Annotated in this window: 18 protein-coding genes; 6 read left to right on the plus strand and 12 right to left on the minus strand. The window is 63.0% G+C overall.

Annotation, left to right across the window (positions count from 1 at the left end; translation table 11 throughout):
- Positions 1-3: 3 nt before the first annotated feature.
- Entirely contained in the window at positions 4-915 is a 912-nt protein-coding gene (locus tag AC1DYO_RS08785; protein WP_477262256.1) for an arginase family protein, read from the minus strand.
- Between the two features lie 102 nt (positions 916-1,017).
- Complete coding sequence (locus AC1DYO_RS08790; protein ID WP_477262258.1) at positions 1,018-1,443, minus strand: VOC family protein; 426 nt, start codon at positions 1,441-1,443, stop codon at positions 1,018-1,020.
- A 66-nt stretch (positions 1,444-1,509) separates the two neighbouring features.
- On the opposite strand from AC1DYO_RS08790, the gene AC1DYO_RS08795 reads away from it, so the two are divergent.
- Positions 1,510-2,136, plus strand: coding sequence for a TetR/AcrR family transcriptional regulator (locus AC1DYO_RS08795; protein ID WP_477262260.1), 627 nt, complete (start codon positions 1,510-1,512; stop codon positions 2,134-2,136).
- Here the strand turns inward: AC1DYO_RS08795 and AC1DYO_RS08800 are convergent.
- Positions 2,069-3,025, minus strand: a complete 957-nt coding sequence (locus tag AC1DYO_RS08800; RefSeq protein ID WP_477262262.1) for a LysR family transcriptional regulator — start codon at positions 3,023-3,025, stop codon at positions 2,069-2,071. The genes AC1DYO_RS08795 and AC1DYO_RS08800 overlap by 68 nt on opposite strands.
- Before the next feature lie 109 nt (positions 3,026-3,134).
- Between AC1DYO_RS08800 and AC1DYO_RS08805 the strand changes: the two genes are divergently transcribed.
- The gene (locus AC1DYO_RS08805) at positions 3,135-3,776 is read left to right on the plus strand and encodes an FMN-dependent NADH-azoreductase (RefSeq protein WP_477262264.1); all 642 of its coding nucleotides are present in this window, start codon (positions 3,135-3,137) and stop codon (positions 3,774-3,776) included.
- Between the two features lie 123 nt (positions 3,777-3,899).
- Here the strand turns inward: AC1DYO_RS08805 and AC1DYO_RS08810 are convergent, their stop codons facing one another.
- The 6 genes from AC1DYO_RS08810 to AC1DYO_RS08835 all read right to left on the minus strand — a co-directional run bounded on the left by AC1DYO_RS08810 (position 3,900) and on the right by AC1DYO_RS08835 (position 7,640).
- Positions 3,900-4,196: an HlyU family transcriptional regulator gene (locus tag AC1DYO_RS08810; protein WP_181058678.1), complete on the minus strand. Its 297-nt coding sequence runs from the start codon at positions 4,194-4,196 to the stop codon at positions 3,900-3,902.
- Positions 4,197-4,307: 111 nt separating this feature from the next.
- On the minus strand, positions 4,308-4,979 hold the full coding sequence (locus tag AC1DYO_RS08815; protein ID WP_477262266.1) for a PadR family transcriptional regulator: 672 nt from the start codon (positions 4,977-4,979) through the stop codon (positions 4,308-4,310).
- A 147-nt stretch (positions 4,980-5,126) separates the two neighbouring features.
- Positions 5,127-5,507 (minus strand): thiol-disulfide oxidoreductase DCC family protein, encoded by a 381-nt coding sequence (locus AC1DYO_RS08820; RefSeq protein ID WP_477262268.1) that lies wholly within the window; start codon positions 5,505-5,507, stop codon positions 5,127-5,129.
- Complete coding sequence (locus AC1DYO_RS08825) at positions 5,507-6,571, minus strand: DMT family transporter (protein WP_477262270.1); 1,065 nt, start codon at positions 6,569-6,571, stop codon at positions 5,507-5,509. Before AC1DYO_RS08825 ends, AC1DYO_RS08820 begins: the two co-directional genes overlap by 1 nt.
- A 52-nt stretch (positions 6,572-6,623) precedes the next feature.
- Positions 6,624-7,253 carry a sulfotransferase family 2 domain-containing protein gene (locus AC1DYO_RS08830; protein ID WP_477262272.1) on the minus strand — a complete coding sequence of 210 codons (630 nt, stop codon included), beginning with the start codon at positions 7,251-7,253 and terminating at the stop codon, positions 6,624-6,626.
- A 93-nt stretch (positions 7,254-7,346) separates the two neighbouring features.
- A complete protein-coding gene (locus tag AC1DYO_RS08835) occupies positions 7,347-7,640 on the minus strand; it encodes a GYD domain-containing protein (RefSeq protein WP_454585499.1) in 294 nt (97 codons plus the stop codon).
- Between the two features lie 322 nt (positions 7,641-7,962).
- Between AC1DYO_RS08835 and AC1DYO_RS08840 the strand changes: the two genes are divergently transcribed.
- The gene (locus AC1DYO_RS08840; protein WP_477262274.1) at positions 7,963-9,018 is read left to right on the plus strand and encodes a TauD/TfdA family dioxygenase; all 1,056 of its coding nucleotides are present in this window, start codon (positions 7,963-7,965) and stop codon (positions 9,016-9,018) included.
- A 75-nt stretch (positions 9,019-9,093) separates the two neighbouring features.
- On the opposite strand, the gene rpoD is transcribed toward AC1DYO_RS08840, so the two are convergent.
- From rpoD to AC1DYO_RS08855, 3 genes are all read right to left on the minus strand, one after another.
- Positions 9,094-11,118, minus strand: coding sequence for an RNA polymerase sigma factor RpoD (rpoD, locus tag AC1DYO_RS08845; RefSeq protein ID WP_181058686.1), 2,025 nt, complete (start codon positions 11,116-11,118; stop codon positions 9,094-9,096).
- A 421-nt stretch (positions 11,119-11,539) separates the two neighbouring features.
- Positions 11,540-13,480, minus strand: coding sequence for a DNA primase (gene dnaG / locus AC1DYO_RS08850; protein WP_477262277.1), 1,941 nt, complete (start codon positions 13,478-13,480; stop codon positions 11,540-11,542).
- 152 nt (positions 13,481-13,632) lie between these two features.
- On the minus strand, positions 13,633-14,013 hold the full coding sequence (locus AC1DYO_RS08855; RefSeq protein WP_477262279.1) for an RcnB family protein: 381 nt from the start codon (positions 14,011-14,013) through the stop codon (positions 13,633-13,635).
- 387 nt (positions 14,014-14,400) lie between these two features.
- Here AC1DYO_RS08855 and AC1DYO_RS08860 point away from each other — a divergent pair, with 387 nt between their 5' ends.
- The 3 genes from AC1DYO_RS08860 to AC1DYO_RS08870 all read left to right on the plus strand — a co-directional run bounded on the left by AC1DYO_RS08860 (position 14,401) and on the right by AC1DYO_RS08870 (position 17,675).
- On the plus strand, positions 14,401-16,065 hold the full coding sequence (locus AC1DYO_RS08860) for a Na/Pi cotransporter family protein (RefSeq protein WP_477262281.1): 1,665 nt from the start codon (positions 14,401-14,403) through the stop codon (positions 16,063-16,065).
- 92 nt (positions 16,066-16,157) lie between these two features.
- A complete protein-coding gene (locus tag AC1DYO_RS08865) occupies positions 16,158-16,412 on the plus strand; it encodes a DUF2061 domain-containing protein (protein ID WP_477262283.1) in 255 nt (84 codons plus the stop codon).
- Positions 16,413-16,493: 81 nt separating this feature from the next.
- Entirely contained in the window at positions 16,494-17,675 is a 1,182-nt protein-coding gene (locus AC1DYO_RS08870) for an MFS transporter (RefSeq protein WP_477262285.1), read from the plus strand.

The following is a 17,675-nucleotide window of genomic DNA, read 5'->3' on the forward strand; positions in this document are numbered from 1 at the left end:
GGCCTATCGCTGCTTGAGCACCCGCCCGAGCAGCGATACCAGCAGCCGCGCCAGGTCGCCGGTCGGGTCGAGATCGGGATCGTAGATCGTCATGTCCATGCCGATGCAGTGCTGATCCACCGCCAGCGCCGACAGGATGACTACCAGATCGTCGGGATCGATGCCGGGACTGCCGGGCGAATCCACCGCCGGCATCAGCGTCTGGTCGAGCACGTCGACATCGAGATGCAGCCAGTAAGGACAATCGGCGCGCGCCAGCGTCGCGCTTGTCGTCTCCAGCACCTTTGCGGCACCCAGTTCCCGCGCGGCAAAGACGTCGATGCGCTTAATCGTAGTCGAATTGATATCGGGCCAGGCAAAATCGGCATCGCGGCTCTCGCGTTCGCCGATCTGCACCACCGCCTCATCGGCGACGAGCGGACCGGCAATACCGGGCCATTGCGTCAACAAAGGCTCACCGCGTCCGGTGGCAAGCGCCAGGTCCATGCCGGCGGCCGAGCCGAGTGCGGCATCGACATCGTAGTTGCCGGGATGGCGGAAATCGCTGTGGCCGTCGACATGGACCAGTGCGACCACGTCGGAGCGTCGGGCCGCCGCCAACGCGCCAAGCAGGATCGAACAATCGCCGCCGATGACCAAGGGGAACTCGTCTTGCCCAAGCGCACCGGCGACAATCTCGGCAAGTTCCAGGTTGAAGCAACGGATCGCTGGGCCATTGCGCAGCTTTGTGCCCGGCTGCGGTTCAGTGCTGTAGGCAGGTCGATCGAGATCCACCACCCTCACCGGCGCCAACGCCTCGATCAGACCAGCCTCGCTCAGCGCCTGCGGCGCCCGCCACGTGCCAGGCACATGGCCCGGCCGCAACGGCCGGAGACCGAGATTGGATGGTGCGCGGATGAGGCAGATGTTGCGCATGCGGCAGGACCAGCTTCAATGCCATCCAGCATAAACCGCATCGCGTGATCCCGGCCACAGGAGCCGCAGCCGATCCGACATTTGCTGCCATCAACACCGGCTTCAGGTGCCAACCGCACCCTCCGCGAATTGCGCCAGAAATTCCTCGCTGGGCGGGATCGGCTTGATGACGTCGATCAGCACGCCATTGGGATCCCTGGTGATGAAGTGGCGCTGGCCGAAGGGTTCGTCGCGAAGCGAACGCAGGATCGGCAGGCCGGCCGCAACGATCCGCTCATAGACCGCGTCCGGGTCCCTCACCTCGAAATTGATCAGCAGGCCGGACGTTCGGCCGCGCCCCTCCTCCGGGATGGTCTCGTGGTCGCCGTGGACAATGCCGAGATTGACGCGCCTGTCCTCGGCCGACTGCAAATGCACATACCAGTCGCTCGCAAACAGCGACTTGAAGCGGAAGTGGTTGATATAGAAGGCTTTCGTGCCGGCGACGTCGCCTGTCATCAACACCGGATAATAGCTCGTCGTCTTCATCTTTCTTTCTCCCGTCAGTTAACATACAGTCTGCATGTAAATTGAAATAACATACAGGCTGCATGTATGCAACGAGAAACCGCCCGCCGCTCAAACCGGGACCGCACCGAAGCGACGCGCGCCGACCTGATCGCCGCAGCGCGAAAACTGTTCACCGAAAAATCCTATGCCGAGACCGGCACGCCGGAGATCGTCGCCGCTGCCGGCGTCACCCGCGGCGCGCTCTACCATCACTTCGCCGACAAGCAGGCGCTGTTTGCCGCCGTGGTCGAGCAAGAGGCGGAGGTCGTGGCAGCGGAGATTGACCGCGCCTCGCCGCCTTCATTGTTTGCCCGCGACGCGCTGATCGCCGGTTCGGATGCCTATCTCGCCGCCATGCGCGCGCCCGGCCGCACACGGCTGTTGCTACTCGACGGACCGGCCGTGCTAGGCCGCGCCGCCATGGACGCCATCGATGACCGCCACGGCAACCGTTCGCTGCGCGAGGGTCTGGTCGCGGCGATGCGCGAGCAATCGATGATGAGACTGCCGCTGGATGCACTCACCGCCCTGCTTGCTTCCGCCTTCGACCGAGCGGCGCTCGCCGTCGAGGCCGGCGCCTCGGCGCAAGACTATCGCGCCGTGCTCATGGCGCTGATCGACGGACTGTCTCCGGCTCCTCCTCGGGTACCAGGCCCGGCTCGAACTCGTTGAAACAGCCGAGCTGGCTTTTGAACTGGTCGATCAGCCAGGCGGCCGCCGGTTTCGGACTGCGGTCGACGCGGTGCATGGCATAGAGCGGCCCCTTTGCCTCCTTGAACGGCTCGAGGTCGAGCTCGACCAGCCGGCCACTCGCAAGATCGTCGGCGATCAGCCAGCGCGGCAGCCCGCCCCAGCCCAGCCCCGCGCGCATAAGCACATGCTTGGTGCGCATATCGGTCAGCCGCCAGGTGCGATAGGCAAAGACGCCGTAGTCGCGTCCCTTGGTGCGCTCGGACTGGTCGGAGACGACCAGCTGGATGTGTTCGCGCACATCCTCGAGCGCCACCGGCTTCGGCAGCAGCGCCAGCGGGTGGTTGGCTGCTGCCGCCGGCACCATCGACATGAAGCCGATGTTCACCAGATGCACATCGACCTCGCCCAGCAGCCCGCCAATGCCAAGATCGGCCTGTCCGTTGAAGACAAGGTCAGGGATCAGGCCGAGTGTGCCGATATGCAGGCGAAGCATCACCGTCGGAAACTGCGCCTCAAACGCTTTCAGCACCCGCACCAGTACCGGCGCCGGCAGCGCCGCATCGAGCGCCAGCGCGAGCTCCGCCTCCAGTCCCTGATGGTGGCTGTCGACGCGCGAGCGGATGCGCTGCAGCACGCCGACCATGCGCCGCGCATCCTCCAGCATCGCCCGGCCGATCTCGGTCAGTTGCGGCTCGCGCGTACCCTCGCGTTCGAACAGTTTTAAGCCCAGCTGCGCCTCGAGATTGGCGATGCCATAGCTGATGACGGATTGCGCCCGGTTGAGCTTGCGTCCGGCGGCGGAAAAACTGCCGGTGTCGGCCACCGCCACCAGGATCTGAAGTTGGTCGAGCGTCGGATTGGGTTGCATAGCATATCTACTTTATGGATGGATCATATAGAAAATATACCAGTTTTTTGAATGGATCGATAGGCCCATATCAAGCGGGACAATTCAATTCCCACTGGAGAGAACCGCTATGTCCATCCTTCTTGTAACCTCGAGCCCGCGTGGCTCTGCTTCGCACTCGACCCGCATCGCCACCGAATTCGCGCAGAAGCTTGTCGCCGCCGACCCGTCGGCCGAGCTTGTCGTGCGCGATCTCGTCGCCAACCCGCTGCCGCATATCGACGCCGACTATTCGACCGGCATCTACACACCCGTTGAAGCCCGCACCGCGCGCCAGACTGAAGTCGTCGGTGTCTCCGATACTGCGCTCGACGAGCTGTTCGCCGCCGACACCGTGATCCTGGCCACCGGCTTCATCAACTTCAATATCTCCTCGACGCTGAAGTCGTGGGTCGACCACATCGCCCGTTCCGGCAAGAGCTTCTCCTATGGCGAGGGCGGCCCCAAGGGCCTCGTCACCGGCAAGAAGGTCTACATCGTGCTCGCCTCCGGCGGCATCTATTCCGAAGGTGCGGCCGTCCAGATGGACCACGCTGTTCCTTACCTGCGCTCGGTGCTCGGCTTCCTCGGCATGACCGACGTCGAAGTCATCCGCATCGAAGGCGTCGGCATGGGCGCCGATGCCGTTGCCGCAGCGCTTGCCAAGGCGACAGCCAAGGTCGACGCCGTGGTTGCCGCGACCGCCAGCCAGCAGATCGCCGTCGCGGCATAAAGCGCCGGCGCTCATCCACCCAATTGAAAAGGCAGGCGCTTCGGCGCCTGCCTTTTTTCGTATCATCATACCAGCCAATATTTCTCGGATTGGTTGGGCCGGCATCAGCCGAATTCGCGCGCTCTAGCCGAAGATCTTCTCGCCCTGTTCGTCGACCAGCTGGATGCCCTTCTTGATCGAGATGTCGACGGCGTCGTCCAGACCGGCGAAACGGTCGGCGCGGATGAAGCGGTGCTCCTTCATGACGCCGCCGACTTCCTTCGAAACCACGCCGCAGGTCTGGTACTGGCCGTCAGCCTTGTAGGGCGTGGCGCTGACCAGGAATCCCTTGTGCTCGATCTGCTTTGCCGGAGCGGCGCTCTTTGGGTCGCCGGCGTCACTGCCGCCACCACCGCCGAAAAGACGTTTCAGAAAAGACATGGGGGACCCTCCAACGGCAATCATCCCGCACCGATAGAAGGTGCAGGATGATTTTCAGTACCGTTCCTCAGTCGAACGGGCAAGGGTCGTATACCGGTCCCCCGCCAGAGCTCAGCCGCGCGACAGCGCTTCGAGGGCTTCGGCGGCCCCTTCCAGTATGGCGATCGCTTCGGCCTGCTTTTCAGCCGGCGCGTCGACGATCTCGCCGAGCGCTGCGCGCAGCCGGTGGCGCACGGCGCGGAACTCGTCGCGCGCTTCCGAGCGGCCGCGGCCGCGACGCCCACCCTCTTCGCTGTCGTCGTTCCAGCCGAACCAGTCGCGTGCCTTGGCCATCTTGCGGCCGAAGCGCTCGAGATGCTCAAGCACGCCGTCGATCATTTCGCGGTTTTCGTTGAGATGCGCCTGGCCCGCCTCGGTGATCGAAAACACCTTCTTGTTGCCGTCCGCGGCGGAGGCGGCATAGCCGGCCTCTTCCAGGAAGGTCAGCGTCGGATAAACGACGCCCGGGCTCGGGCTGTAGATGCCGCTGGTGCGCTCTTCCAGCGCCTTGATGATGTCATAGCCGTGGCGCGGCGCCTCAGCCAAGAGCGACAGTGTGATCAGCTTGAGATCGCCATCGGCCAGCATGCGTCCGGCGCGGAACATGTCGCCCGGCCCGCCGCGCCCACCACCGCGACCGCCATGCCCGAACGGCCCGAAGCCGCCGCCACGACCGCCGAATTTGCCGGCCATATGCAGGAAAGCGCGCTCGGCGCGCTCGCCAAAGGGATGATGTCTATGCATTGATTGCTCCTTGAGCTCTATCTTACGATATATCTTGAGTAGGCGCACGCGACCGATGAGTCAAGATATATCTTACGATGTATCTAAAGGCAGCGCCAGCGGCGTGTCACCGGTGTCGGTTCGGAGATGTCTGGGGGGTCTTTCCGGCTACCAGCGGCCGTTGCGCCGGTTCCAGGCATAGAGAAGATCGGCGAAGCGATCGTAGGTGAAACGCGTCAGCGGCAGCGCGACCGGATTGCCGAACAGCGTCGCCAGCCAACTCTCGCCCGGCGTCACCCGCCAGACGGCAACCGCGACATCGGCGCCGACCAGCAGCCTGCCCTGCGCGTCGGTGGCATGCAGCCGGCGGCGGATGTCCTCCAGCGAGGCGCCATGGCCGGCTAAAGCCGCCGGTTCGAGGTTGATGTCGCGAAATGCGATGCGTCCCGCCTTGATCGCCTCGATCAGCCGCCGTTTCTGCCTGGTGATGCCTCCATCGCAGACCGGGCAGCGCGTGTTGTACCAGACGGTCAGCAGAGGGCCTGCCATCAGCCGTGGTCGTGCCGGTGGTGCAGATCGGGATAGTGCGCGTGCGCATGGCGCATCGGCGCATGCCGATGCCGGTGCGAATGCGGTTCCGTCACCATCCCATCATGATCGTGTTGGTGGTGCTCGTCATGCACATGACTATGCTCATGCTCAAGAGCTTGGTGATCATGCTCATGGTCGTGACGCTCGGATAGATGCAGCCACAGGCCGACGCCCATCAAAAGTCCGGCAATCACCAGCTTCAGCGTCAAGGGCTCACCGAGGACAGACACGGCAAGCAGAGCACCTATGAACGGCGCCAGCGAATAGTAGGCCCCTGTGCGTGCCGTGCCGAGATGGCGCAGCGCCAGGATGAACATGACCAGGCTGATGCCAATGGCGAAGAAACCGGCTGTGGCTGCGGCGGCGACAATGGACACAGCGGGAAATGATGCGCCGGCAATCGAGCCGAGCCCGACATTGACGATGCCTGCCACCAGCCCCTTCAGCATGGCGATCACCACCGGGTCGGTGGCGGAGATCTTACGGGTGAAATTGTTGTCCAGGCCCCATGCCAGGCAAGCTCCGGCAACCAGCAACGCGCCAAGGTTGAAGGCAACACCCTGGCCTTGCCATGACAACAGAACCGCACCGGCAAGGATGGCGAAGGCGCCGAAAAGCAGCCGACGGTCGACATTCTCGCGATAGATCAGCCAGGCTATCGCCATGGTAGCCAACCCTTCGAGGTTGAGCAACAAAGCGGAGCTGGATGCGGTATTCAGTGTGAGGCCGAACATCAGAAGCCCGGGGGCGACGATGCCACCCATGCCGATCGCCAGCGCCAGCCATGGCATGTCCTTGCGGGCCAGTTGTGCTTCGCCGGCGGCTGCCTGCACGCCTCGAAGCAGGCGAAACACAGCCAGCCCTACACCCGCGCCGAGATAGAGCAGGCCCGCCAGCATGAAGGGATTGACGGTATCAAGAAGCAGCTTTGAGAGCGGCGGTGCCGCGCCAAACAAGGCGGCAGAGCCAAGCGCAAGCGGCACACCGGGCCATAGATGCGAATGTGAAAGCGGTTCAGACATGATCCCCATCCTACCACGGCGCCGCGCCCCGTCTTCCCTTGCGCGCCGCAAATCAGAACGCGTAGCCGAAGCGCTCAAAGTCTCTGACATAGAGCCGCCGCACGATCGCTTTCGCCTCCTCGTCGTAGATGGCGCGATAATCGACCGGCTCGCCGACATTCGATCGGGGAAGCTCGCCCGGAAGACCGAGCCGCTCGGCCAGGACATTGAACTGCTCGGCCAGTGTTTCGAAGCGAAGGACCTCGTCGACTATCAGCTTTCCATCCCTGTCCGAAATCCAGCTCGTCTGATCCACGCGCGCCAGCCGGTTCTTGCGTTCGAGGTAGCTCAGGAACGCCTTGAAATCCCAGCTCTGCGCCTGGCGATGCCGGCGCCGCGAGGTTTTCCGGCGCAAATGCTGGTAATTGGAAACGACCAGCTCGAAAGGGTTGCGCACCACGGCGAATTTGTAGGCGCCGTCATAAATATGGGACGGCAATTTGCGCCGCAGCCAGGCGGCTCTATCATGCTGCCTGAAATTGACCTTCTCCGGTGCCTCTGGCACCGGCAGCCGCGACAGCAGACGCCGCCATGGCGTCGGCTTCGGCTTCAGGCACCATGGCCGCAGCGCACGGGTGATCGAGGTCCCGGCCGTCTTCGGGATATGGATGAAAATGAAGTTCTTCTCGAGCGAGAGGAGCATCTCTCCTCAATATCGGCGGCTCGGGCGCCGTCAAGCGGCACCCGCATCGACCGCCAGGAAATGCTTTCGGCCGCGTAGTTTAAAGCAGCAGGCCTATCCAAGCGAGGTGACGATCTCGCGATAGGCAAATTCGGGGAAAGCCTTGAGCGTTCGCGTCTTGACGCTGCCACCCGCCCCCAGCATCAGCGCAAAACGGGCAAGCACGGCATCGTCGGGAGCCTCGACCACGGCCACCATGTCGCATTCGCCCATGGTGAGATAAAACGCCTTGAACGATCCGCCCATGTCGGCCAGTTGCTTCTTAGCGGCATCGAGCCGCTTCGGCGACTCGCGCACATTCCTGGCGCCCTGTTCGGTCCAGTTCATCAGCAGGATGTAGGTTGTCATCGCACACCTCCCTCCGGCGCCACGGAGCACGGCTCAGGTCGTGGACCTGCGCCGGGGCGAGCATCCGGTTTGTCACCCAGAACACGCATCCGACGGGGAAGTATCCGCCCGCAGCGAGCTTCGTGCAAGGACCGCCGCGCCAGCCCCATTGATGCGTGAAGGCGATTTCTCCAAGCGCCAAGGCGGCGGTATGGCGACGACCGCAAAACTGTCGGCGCCGGCCAGGGAAAGCCGGTTTAAAAATCCGCCTGACTACGGCAATCTCCGTTCGTCGCCATCGACCTGGCGGAAATCCCCGCCGATCCAGCCGTTGGAGAGCTTCATGCGCGAGACCATCGACCTGCCGCCGGGACAGATCGAAATTCCTGCCGCATGGACTGGCGAGGAAATGGCGAAGCATCCTGAAAATTGGCTGGTCGAATTGGATAAGCAGGATGCCGCGGAACTGGAATTGGCGGCAACCGGCTTTCTCGCCCGCTCGCAAGATATCGGCAACCTGACCAAGGCCGATTTCCCCTTGCCCCGGCTTGCCGGCCATCTCGCCGCCCTCCGCGAAAAACTCATCGCAGGCATTGCGTTCGAGGTGCTTCGCGGCCTCCCGGTCGAGACATATTCGGCGCAAATGGCGGCAACGATCTTCTGCGGGATTGGCGCGCATCTTGGTAGCGCACGGTCACAGAATGCCCAGGGCCATATACTTGGCCATGTCCGCGACACAGGCGCCGACGCCAAGGACGCCACGACGCGCATCTACCAGACGGCGGAGCGCCAGACATTTCACACCGACTCCGCCGACGTCGTCGGTCTGCTCTGCCTGCGCGATGCCATGGAAGGCGGCGAGTCCCTGCTGGTAAGCACGGTGACGATCTACAACGAGATGCGCAGACGACGGCCCGATCTGGTCCGCCTGCTGTTTGATCCGATAGCCACCGACCGGCGCGGCGAGGTGCCGGAAGGCCAAAAGCCCTACTTCGAAATCCCGGTCCTCAACTGGCACGCGGGATTGCTGACCGGCATCTATCAGCGCCAGTATATCGACAGCGCCCAACGCTTTCCGGATGCCATGCGGCTAAGCCCCGCGCATGTCGAAGCACTGGATCTCTTCGACAGGCTTGCCAATGACCCTAAACTGAACCTGTCGATGCGACTGCGGCCAGGCGACATGCAGTTTGTCTACAATCACTCGCTGCTACACGACCGCATGGGTTTTCGCGATTGGCCGGCCCCGGACAAACGGCGCCATATGCTGCGCCTGTGGCTGTCGGTTCCCGGCGACCGTCCGCTGCCGTCGTGCTTCAGGCAGCGTTACGGCTCAATAGAAATTGGCGACCGCGGCGGCATCATCGTCAAGGGGACGCGGCTGAACGTGCCGTTGTAGAGCAATTCGATGAACCACTTGAAATGAAAAGGGCGCCTTGATGGGCGCCCTTAATTTCTTTGCAATCGGCGAGTGTCAGCTATCCAAGAAGCTGCGCAGCTTGCGGCTGCGGCTCGGGTGCTTGAGCTTGCGCAGCGCCTTGGCTTCGATCTGGCGGATACGCTCGCGGGTGACCGAGAACTGCTGGCCGACTTCTTCCAGCGTGTGGTCGGTGTTCATGCCGATGCCGAAGCGCATGCGCAGCACGCGCTCTTCGCGTGGCGTCAGCGAGGCCAGCACCCGCGTCGTGGTCTCGCGCAGATTGGCCTGGATCGCCGCGTCGATCGGCAGGATCGCCATCTTGTCCTCGATGAAATCGCCCAGATGCGAATCCTCCTCGTCACCCACGGGGGTTTCGAGCGAGATCGGCTCCTTGGCGATCTTCAAGACCTTGCGCACTTTTTCGAGCGGCATTGCGAGCTTTTCGGCCAGTTCCTCCGGCGTCGGCTCGCGGCCGATCTCGTGCAGCATCTGGCGCGAGGTGCGTACGATCTTGTTGATCGTCTCGATCATATGCACCGGAATGCGGATGGTGCGCGCCTGATCGGCGATCGAACGGGTGATCGCCTGCCGGATCCACCATGTCGCGTAGGTCGAGAACTTGTAGCCGCGGCGGTATTCGAATTTGTCGACCGCCTTCATCAGGCCGATATTGCCTTCCTGGATCAGGTCGAGGAACTGCAGGCCGCGRTTGGTGTAYTTCTTGGCGATGGAGATGACGAGGCGCAGATTGGCCTCGACCATTTCCTTCTTGGCGATCGCGGCTTCGCGCTCGCCCTTCTGCACCTGGTTGACGATCTTGCGGAATTCCAGGATCGAGATCGCCGTTTCGGTGGCGAGGTTCTGGATTTCCGAACGCAGATCCTTGATCGCGTCCTTCTCGTTCTTGGTGAATTCCTTCCAACCGCGCGAGGTCAGATTGCCGATCGAGCGCGTCCAGTTCGGATCAAGCTCAGAGCCCTGATATTCCTTCAGGAACTCCTCGCGGCGCACGCCATAGCTTTCGGCCAGGCGCAGCAGCTTGCCTTCGTTCTGCACCAGCCGCTTGTTGATGTCGTAGAGCTGCTCGACCAGCGCCTCGATGCGCGCCGTGTTGAGCGACAGCGACTTCACCGCCTTGATCAGCTGGTCCTTCAGCTCCTTCAGACGGCGGTCCTGGCTGGGCGACAGCGTGCCGGCGGCGGCCAGACGGTTCTCGACCTGCTGGTCCTGCAGCTTGCGCAGCTTCTTGTAGGTGTCGGCGATGACGTCGAGCGTCTCCATCACCTGCGGACGCAGTTCCGCTTCCATCGCCGCCAGCGACAGGCTCGCCTCGTCCTCGTCTTCCTCGTCGTCATCGACCAGGCCGCGCGTGTCGGCGCCGACATTGGTGATGTCGTCTTCCTCGTCGCGTCCACGCCGCGGCTTGTCCTCGGCCTTGGGAGCTTCCTCGATGCGCTCGACCACCGGCGCCTGCTTGGCTTCGGGGCCGGCATAGGTGGCTTCGAGGTCGATGATCTCGCGCAGCAGGATCTTCGATTCATTGAGCTCGTCGCGCCAGATGATGATGGCCTGGAAGGTCAGCGGGCTTTCGCACAGGCCCGCGATCATCGTCTCGCGGCCGGCCTCGATGCGCTTGGCGATGGCGATTTCGCCCTCGCGCGACAGGAGCTCCACCGAACCCATTTCGCGCAGATACATCCGCACCGGATCGTCGGTGCGGTCGGTCGGCTCTTTCTTGGTGGTCGTGGCGGCGACGGCGGTGCCGGTCTGCTCGGCCAGTTCGTTGGCGTCTTCCTCGGCGTCGGCATTGCTGTCGGCGGCCTCGGGCTCCTCGCCCTGATCGTCGTCCTCGACCACGTTGATGCCCATGTCGGACAGCATCGCATTGATATCTTCGATGCGATCCGGATCGGTCTCTTCCGAAGGCAGCACCGCATTCAGCTCGTCGAGGGTCACATAGCCGCGCTTCTTGGCGGCCTTGATCATCTTCTTGACAGCATCATCGGAAAGGTCGAGCAGGGGGCCATCGGTGGCGCCTTCACGTTCGGTCTCGACCTCTTCCTTTTCCTTTGTCGCCATAGTCTTTATCTTCTCCTAGCGGCCGAACATCGAAGCCGCGTAAGCTGCCGCACCGGTCAAATTATGCGCTCGTGACGAAACGCGCTTCACCGGGCCGGTAACCGCATCAACTCTTTTGTTTGGTTCATATCGTGCCCCAAAACCGGTTTTTCACTTTTGGGCGACATGCATTAAGTCCAGATTAACCCTGATATCTGTGGCAGGCTAACAACCTGTCCAGTGATCAGCACCTCACATCGCTGCATTTCCCATCGACGCCGGGCACGGGTTAAGGTTTCGAATCGTCCTGATTCCGTCATTCTGCCAGAAGGTCAAGCGCCTCTCGCATGATTCGCATCAAAAAAGCGAATCAATTACCCGACTTAGAGGCGTCGATTCGACGCGCAGCACGTACATCATTCATTCTTGCGCAGGTTTCGACCTACACGCGCCCAGCCTTGCCCGAGGACACGCCGAACCCTTCGATCAGCGCTTCCGTTGCCTGCACATCACGAAATTGCGCCTGAATCTCGACGAGATGCCGGTAGTTTTCGTCCGTGGGATCGCTGGCGAGCGCTGCTTCCGCCTGCTTCAGCTCCTTATGTAAGGTGCGCGCGCTGCGCTGCAAGTGCAGCGCCTGGTTGAAGGCGTCGCGGGCATCGTCGAGGGCCGCGGTTTCCAGCGCCGGCCATTGCCGGGCCCGTTTGATCAACATCACCGCCCGGCCCCAGATATCGCTGCAGCCGGCACGCTCGATCGTGGAGATCACCGCGCCACGGTCATTGGCCATGTCATGCGCCATGGCGTCGAGGATGGCGGCGTGCAGCCGCTTCAGGTCGGTGTTGGCGAGATCGAGGAACTCGACATGGGCGAAATTCTCGTCGATCAGCGCCGGATGGTTGACCAGCGCGACGATGATCGTCGCCTCGCGCACCGACATCATCTCGCCACCGCGCTTGACCATGGCGGAGCGGCCGAGGCTTTCGGTGATTGCGGCGCGGGCGCCGACCCCGCCGCCCTTCGCGAACTGCCCGCCGGGCGCTGAAGTCTTGCCCTGCCCTGGTTTCCAGTCCTGGCGACCTTGCCGCACTTCGCGCTGGGCGCTGAAGAAGTTCAGCTCCCGCTCGCGCATCCACTGCTGGTAGTGGTAGCGCTGGCTCTCATCGCGGATGCGGCTGGTCAGTTCGCGCAGCGTCTTTGTCAGCCCCGCCCGCCGCTCCGGCGTGTCGAAGACGCCGCCTGCCGTTTCGCGCATCCACAAAAGGTCAGCGAGAGGCCGCGCTTCCGCCAGCACGGCGCGAAACGCGTCCGGTCCCTCGGCCTTGACCAGATCGTCGGGATCCTTGCCCTCCGGCAACAGCGCAAAGCGCACCGAGCGCCCGGCCTGAACCGCCGGCAACGCCATGTCGGCGGCGCGCCACGCCGCCTTCAGCCCGGCCTGGTCGCCGTCGAAGCACAGCATCGGTTCGGGCGCCATGCGCCATAGAAGTTCGAGCTGGTTTTCGGTGAGCGCGGTGCCGAGCGGCGCCACGGCATTCTCGAAGCCGGCCTGCGCCAGCGCGATGACGTCCATATAACCTTCGACGGCAATAACCGTGCCGCCTTTTGCCAAAGCCTTGCGGGCGCGAGCGAAATTGTAGAGCACATTGCCCTTGTGGAAGAGCTCGGTGTCGGGCGAGTTCATGTATTTGGCCAGCGCATCGGGCGCCAGCGCCCGGCCGCCAAAGGCGATAATTTTGCCCCGAGAATCCGGGATCGGGAACATGATGCGGTCGCGGAACCAGTCATAGGAAACCGGTATGTCGTCGCCATGGCGGACCAGCCCGCAGGCCTCGATGTCAGCCTTGGGCACGCCCTTGGCGGCAAGATGCTCCTTCAGCGCGTTGCGGCTATCGGGCGCGAAGCCGAGCCGGAACGATTGCTGCGTCGCCGGTGTCAGCCCGCGGTCCCTGAGATAGGCGCGGGCTTTCGCACCTTCAGATCCTTGCAGCCGTTCCTGGAAGAAGGCGGTCGCCATCTCCATGACATCGGTCAGGCTGGCGCGTTCCTTCTCGCGCTGTTCCTCCCGTTCGTCGCGCACCGGCATCGGCACGCCTGCCATCTCGGCGATCTTCTCGACCGCTTCGGGGAAGGTCATGCCGTCGAGCTCGGTCAGGAATTTGAAGTGATCGCCCGACACCGAACAGCCGAAACAGTGGTAGCGGCCCTTCTTGTCCTCGCAGTGGAAGGATGGGCTCTTCTCGCCGTGGAATGGACAGCAGGCCCAATAGTCGCCGCGCGAGGCGTTGGTCTTCTTCCTGTCCCACGCGACGCGCTGACCGATAACCGACGAAATCGGCACACGGTCGCGTATCTCATCGAGAAAGGCGGGCGGAAAGCGCATCGGGGAACTCGTTTGTCCCTCATATAATCATCTGCGCGAAATCCGACGACCCCTATTGCGGACCTTACCCGGTTTCCACAGGCCAAAAAGAAAGGCGGCGGTTTTCGGGCCGCCTCCTTTCAACTTTCAGCGTTGCACCGGCTTGGCCGGTCTTACTGCGCGGCGATGGCGCCGAAGATGATGCCGGACAGGATGCTGACCAGCACGTAGTCATTGCCGACGCGGATCCACTCCTGGCCACGGCCCGGGCGATGCAGGCCATAGCGGCCATAGTCGCGGATCGGTTGGTGACGCTTCCAGCTCGAGTATTTCTGGCCATTGCGCCAATGGCCGCGCTTGACGACCACCGTCTTCTTCACGACGCGCTTCTGGATGATGCGCTTCTTGACATCCCTGTTGGTTGGCTTCTGCCAGTCGACGTTGGTGTAATTCGACTGCGGTGCGACCGGCGCATTCACCGGTGCGGCCTGGCCGGTAAGCGAAGTAGCGGCCAGCATCGAGAAAGCGAGGGCGGAAAGAACAATGCGTTTCATAACGGGGCTCCTTGGTTGTCGATGCCCCAGGGAATAGTCCCCGAAGAATGAACTGAAACTGAACGTCAGCATTACAATTATGTAATGAAATCCTTCGCTTATACCGGAGATTTGAACATCATCGCAAAGGTTGTTGCCGAAATCACCGCAAACCCGGCTGATCCGTTGCTGCGCCGAGATCCGCCATGCAACGCTTGCCCATCCGTCCCTTTTCCGACACGCCTTGTCGCGCCGCGACGGCCTCTTGAAATCGACAAAATTTTATTATCCGGCTAAAATATCTCGGCTAATGTAAGCGACTGCCATGACCATGATTCGCACCTTCGTTTTCCTCCCTGCACGGCACGCGCTCCACGTCGCGGCTCCTGTCCGCATCCAGGCGTCAAAATGAGCGGTTCCGTCGTCCTGCTGCATCTGGCCGGTGCTGTGGCACTGATGCTGTTTGCCACCCGCATGGTCAAAACAGGCGTCGAGCGCGCCTATGGCGACGTGCTGCGCCATCGGCTGCGCTCCACCATGCGCAATCCGATCATGGCGGTGCTGGCCGGCTGCGGCCTGTCGATCGCATTGCAGAGCTCGACCGCCGTCACGCTTCTCGTCGGCTCCTTCGCCGGCGCCGGCATCGTCTCGGGGATGTCGGGCCAATTGGCGGTGCGCGGCGCCGAGATCGGCTCGGCGCTGGTCGTCAAGCTCTTGACCTTCGATCTGACGCTGCTGGTGCCGATCTGCCTCGTCGCAGGCACGGTGATGTTCATGGCCACCGAGCGGCGCGACTGGCGCCAGTTCGGCCGCATCCTGGTCGGCATCGGCCTTTTGCTGCTGTCGCTGGAAATGATCGGCCAGGCCTCGGAGCCGCTGCGCCAGAGCACGCTGATGCCGCTGATCATCCAATATTTCTCCAGCGATTTCGTCACCGCCTATCTGCTCGCCGCGCTCGTCACCTGGCTGTTCCACTCCTCGATCGCCGCCGTGCTTTTGATGGTGACGCTGGCCGGCCGCGGCTTCATCCCGCCCGAACTCGGCATCGTCCTGGTGCTCGGCGTCAACCTTGGCTCCTCGATCATCGCGCCGCTGCTCACCCGCAGTGCCGAACCTGGCGTTCGCGTCGTGCCGATCGGCAATCTCCTGATGCGCGGCATGGGTTCGCTGGTCATGCTGATCCTGTTCATGACGCTGAAGCCGTCGGTCGCCTTCCTCGGCGCTACCGTGCCCGACCAGATCGTCAACGCCCACATCCTCTTCAATGTGCTGATCCTGCTCGCTGGCCTGCCGCTGGCCAGCCTGGTCTATCGCGCTTCGGAGAAGATCGTGGCGATGGGAACCAAACCGGTGCCGGCCGCAGCGCTTGACGTGGTCGAGCTTTCCGCGCTCAACGACAGCGCGCTGGACGTTCCTAGCCAGGCGCTGGCCAATGCCACCCGCGAGGTGGTGCGGGTCTGCGAAACGGTCGAGATCATGCTGAAGCGCATCATCGAGCTCTATGAAAGCGCCGACGGCGACAAGATCAAGGCGCTGGCCGCACTTGACGACCGCGTCGACAGGAAGCACGCGGCGATCAAGCTCTATCTGGCCAAACTGACCAGGAACTCGCTGACAGAGGACGAGGCGCTGCGCTGCCAGGAATTAATCGGCGCCTGCGTCAAGCTCGAGCAGGTCGGCGACATCATCGTGCGCAACATGCTGGTGCATGTGAAGAAGAAGTTCGAGCGCGGGCTGGAGTTCACGCCCGAGGGTTGGAGCGAGTTGCTCGCCTTCCACACCTCGGTGCTGGCCAATGCCAGGCTTGCCTTCAACGTGCTGGTGTCGCGCGATCCTGAAACCGCCCGCCAGCTGGTGCTGGAAAAGGACCGGCTGCGCGACCGCGAGAAGGAAACCAGCGCCAGCCATTTCGTGCGCCTGCGCGACGGCACCGCCAAGAGCGTCGAGACCAGTTCCATTCATCTCGACACCATCCGTGACCTGAAGCAGATCAACTCGCTGCTGGCCTCGATGGCCTACCCGGTGCTGGAAGAGCGCGGCCTGCTCGGCGGGTCGCGGCTCAAGGCCAGCTGAGCCCGAACAAGCGCCTGCTGCGGCGAAATTAGTCTTTGCGCGCTCAGCCATCCGTCGGCTAAGCATCGGTCAGGCCACCGGGAGGAAAATCGATGGACACTCATTCGCGCAGCTTTGCCAAGGCGCTGTCGTGGCGCGCAACCGGCACCATCGACACGATGATCATCTCGCTCGTCATCACCGGCAGCATCAAGCTCGCCGCGGCCATCGGCGCCACCGAGGTCGTCACCAAATCCTTGCTGTATTACCTTCATGAGCGGGCCTGGCTGAAAATACCCTACGGCAGGAAGACGCCGCCTAGCCCGGCGGCTGCCCCGGCTGGAATAGACCGGATCAAGAAAACCTAAAGCGGCGTCGACAATTTCTGCATTGCCGGCAAGCGCCATCCATGATTTTAGGCCACCTCGTTCGAGGATCGCTTCCGCGCCATGCTTCCGCTCATTGCCCTGTTCATTGCCGCCTTCGCTTTCGGCACCACCGAATTCGTCATCGCCGGTGTATTGCCGCAAGTGGCCGAGGGCCTCGGCGTTTCGATCCCGACCTCCGGCTATCTCGTCTCCGGCTATGCCGGCGGCATCGCGGTTGGCGGACCACTGCTGGCGCTCGCCACCAAGCGCATTTCCCGCAAAACCCTGCTGCTTTGCCTGACCATCGCCTTCACCATCGGCCAGGCCGCCTGCGCGCTGGCGCCCGATTTCACCTCGATGCTGCTCCTGCGCATTGCGGTCGCCGTCGCGCATGGCGCCTATTTCGGCGTCGCCATGGTGGTGGCCGTCGGCCTTGTGCCCGAAGACAAGCGCGGCATGGCTGTCGCCGTCATTCTCTCCGGCCTCACCGTCTCCAACGTCATCGGCGTGCCGGCCGGCACCGCGATCGGCAATCTGTGGGGCTGGCGCGCCACCTTCTGGGTGATGTGCGCGCTGGGCATCGTGGCGCTCGCTACCATGGCCACCCTCTTGCCCCGCACGACAGGCGCGTCCACCCCGTCCACCAGCATCGGCAGCGAGGTTCGCGTGCTGGCGCGTCAGCAGGTCTGGACCTCGCTCATTCTGATGCTGATGTTGATGATCGGCCAGTTCGGCCTGTTCACCTACATCACCCCGACACTGCTCGAAGTCACCCATCTCGACGAGAGTCTGATCCCCTGGGTGCTGCTGCTCAACGGCGTCGGCGCCACCATCGGCGTCTTTCTCGGCGGCAAGCTTTCCGACTGGAAGCTGATGCCGTCGCTGATCACCATGCTTGCCCTGCAAGCGGTGATGCTCGGCGTGATCTATGCCGTCAGCCCCTACCCCGTGCCGATGGTCGTTGCGATCGTCATCTGGGGCGGTCTCAACTTCGCCATCGGGACGCCGATTCAGACCCGCATCCTGTCCTGGACGGCGGACGCCTCGAACCTCGCCTCCTCGCTCATCCCCTCCGGCTTCAATGTCGGCATCGCGCTCGCCGCATCGCTGGGCGCCACTATGCTCAATGCCGGCTATGGCTATCGCAGCTTGCCGCTCGCCGGCGTGGCAGCCATGCTGGTCGCGATGGCGGTCGCTCTTGCCTCCTACATCTGGGAAGGCCGCAGCCGGTCAGCGCCGCCACTGCCGGCCGCGGCCGAGTAG

It is taken from the genome of Mesorhizobium sp. P2_F5, assembly GCF_056403715.1.

Excerpts from the sequence above, each read along its gene's own strand:
- AC1DYO_RS08800 (WP_477262262.1), bottom strand. The coding sequence starts at position 3,025 with ATGCAACCCAATCCGACGCTCGACCAACTTCAGATCCTGGTGGCGGTG.
- AC1DYO_RS08840 (WP_477262274.1), top strand. The coding sequence starts at position 7,963 with ATGCGCGAGACCATCGACCTGCCGCCGGGACAGATCGAAATTCCTGCC.
- AC1DYO_RS08795 (WP_477262260.1), top strand. The coding sequence starts at position 1,510 with ATGCAACGAGAAACCGCCCGCCGCTCAAACCGGGACCGCACCGAAGCG.
- AC1DYO_RS08805 (WP_477262264.1), top strand. The coding sequence starts at position 3,135 with ATGTCCATCCTTCTTGTAACCTCGAGCCCGCGTGGCTCTGCTTCGCAC.
- AC1DYO_RS08835 (WP_454585499.1), bottom strand. The coding sequence starts at position 7,640 with ATGACAACCTACATCCTGCTGATGAACTGGACCGAACAGGGCGCCAGG.
- AC1DYO_RS08810 (WP_181058678.1), bottom strand. The coding sequence starts at position 4,196 with ATGTCTTTTCTGAAACGTCTTTTCGGCGGTGGTGGCGGCAGTGACGCC.
- AC1DYO_RS08825 (WP_477262270.1), bottom strand. The coding sequence starts at position 6,571 with ATGTCTGAACCGCTTTCACATTCGCATCTATGGCCCGGTGTGCCGCTT.
- AC1DYO_RS08870 (WP_477262285.1), top strand. The coding sequence starts at position 16,494 with ATGCTTCCGCTCATTGCCCTGTTCATTGCCGCCTTCGCTTTCGGCACC.
- AC1DYO_RS08830 (WP_477262272.1), bottom strand. The coding sequence starts at position 7,253 with ATGCTCCTCTCGCTCGAGAAGAACTTCATTTTCATCCATATCCCGAAG.
- AC1DYO_RS08820 (WP_477262268.1), bottom strand. The coding sequence starts at position 5,507 with ATGGCAGGCCCTCTGCTGACCGTCTGGTACAACACGCGCTGCCCGGTC.
- AC1DYO_RS08855 (WP_477262279.1), bottom strand. The coding sequence starts at position 14,013 with ATGAAACGCATTGTTCTTTCCGCCCTCGCTTTCTCGATGCTGGCCGCT.
- AC1DYO_RS08815 (WP_477262266.1), bottom strand. The coding sequence starts at position 4,979 with ATGCATAGACATCATCCCTTTGGCGAGCGCGCCGAGCGCGCTTTCCTG.
- AC1DYO_RS08790 (WP_477262258.1), bottom strand. The coding sequence starts at position 1,443 with ATGAAGACGACGAGCTATTATCCGGTGTTGATGACAGGCGACGTCGCC.
- AC1DYO_RS08785 (WP_477262256.1), bottom strand. The coding sequence starts at position 915 with ATGCGCAACATCTGCCTCATCCGCGCACCATCCAATCTCGGTCTCCGG.
- AC1DYO_RS08860 (WP_477262281.1), top strand. The coding sequence starts at position 14,401 with ATGAGCGGTTCCGTCGTCCTGCTGCATCTGGCCGGTGCTGTGGCACTG.
- dnaG (WP_477262277.1), bottom strand. The coding sequence starts at position 13,480 with ATGCGCTTTCCGCCCGCCTTTCTCGATGAGATACGCGACCGTGTGCCG.
- AC1DYO_RS08865 (WP_477262283.1), top strand. The coding sequence starts at position 16,158 with ATGGACACTCATTCGCGCAGCTTTGCCAAGGCGCTGTCGTGGCGCGCA.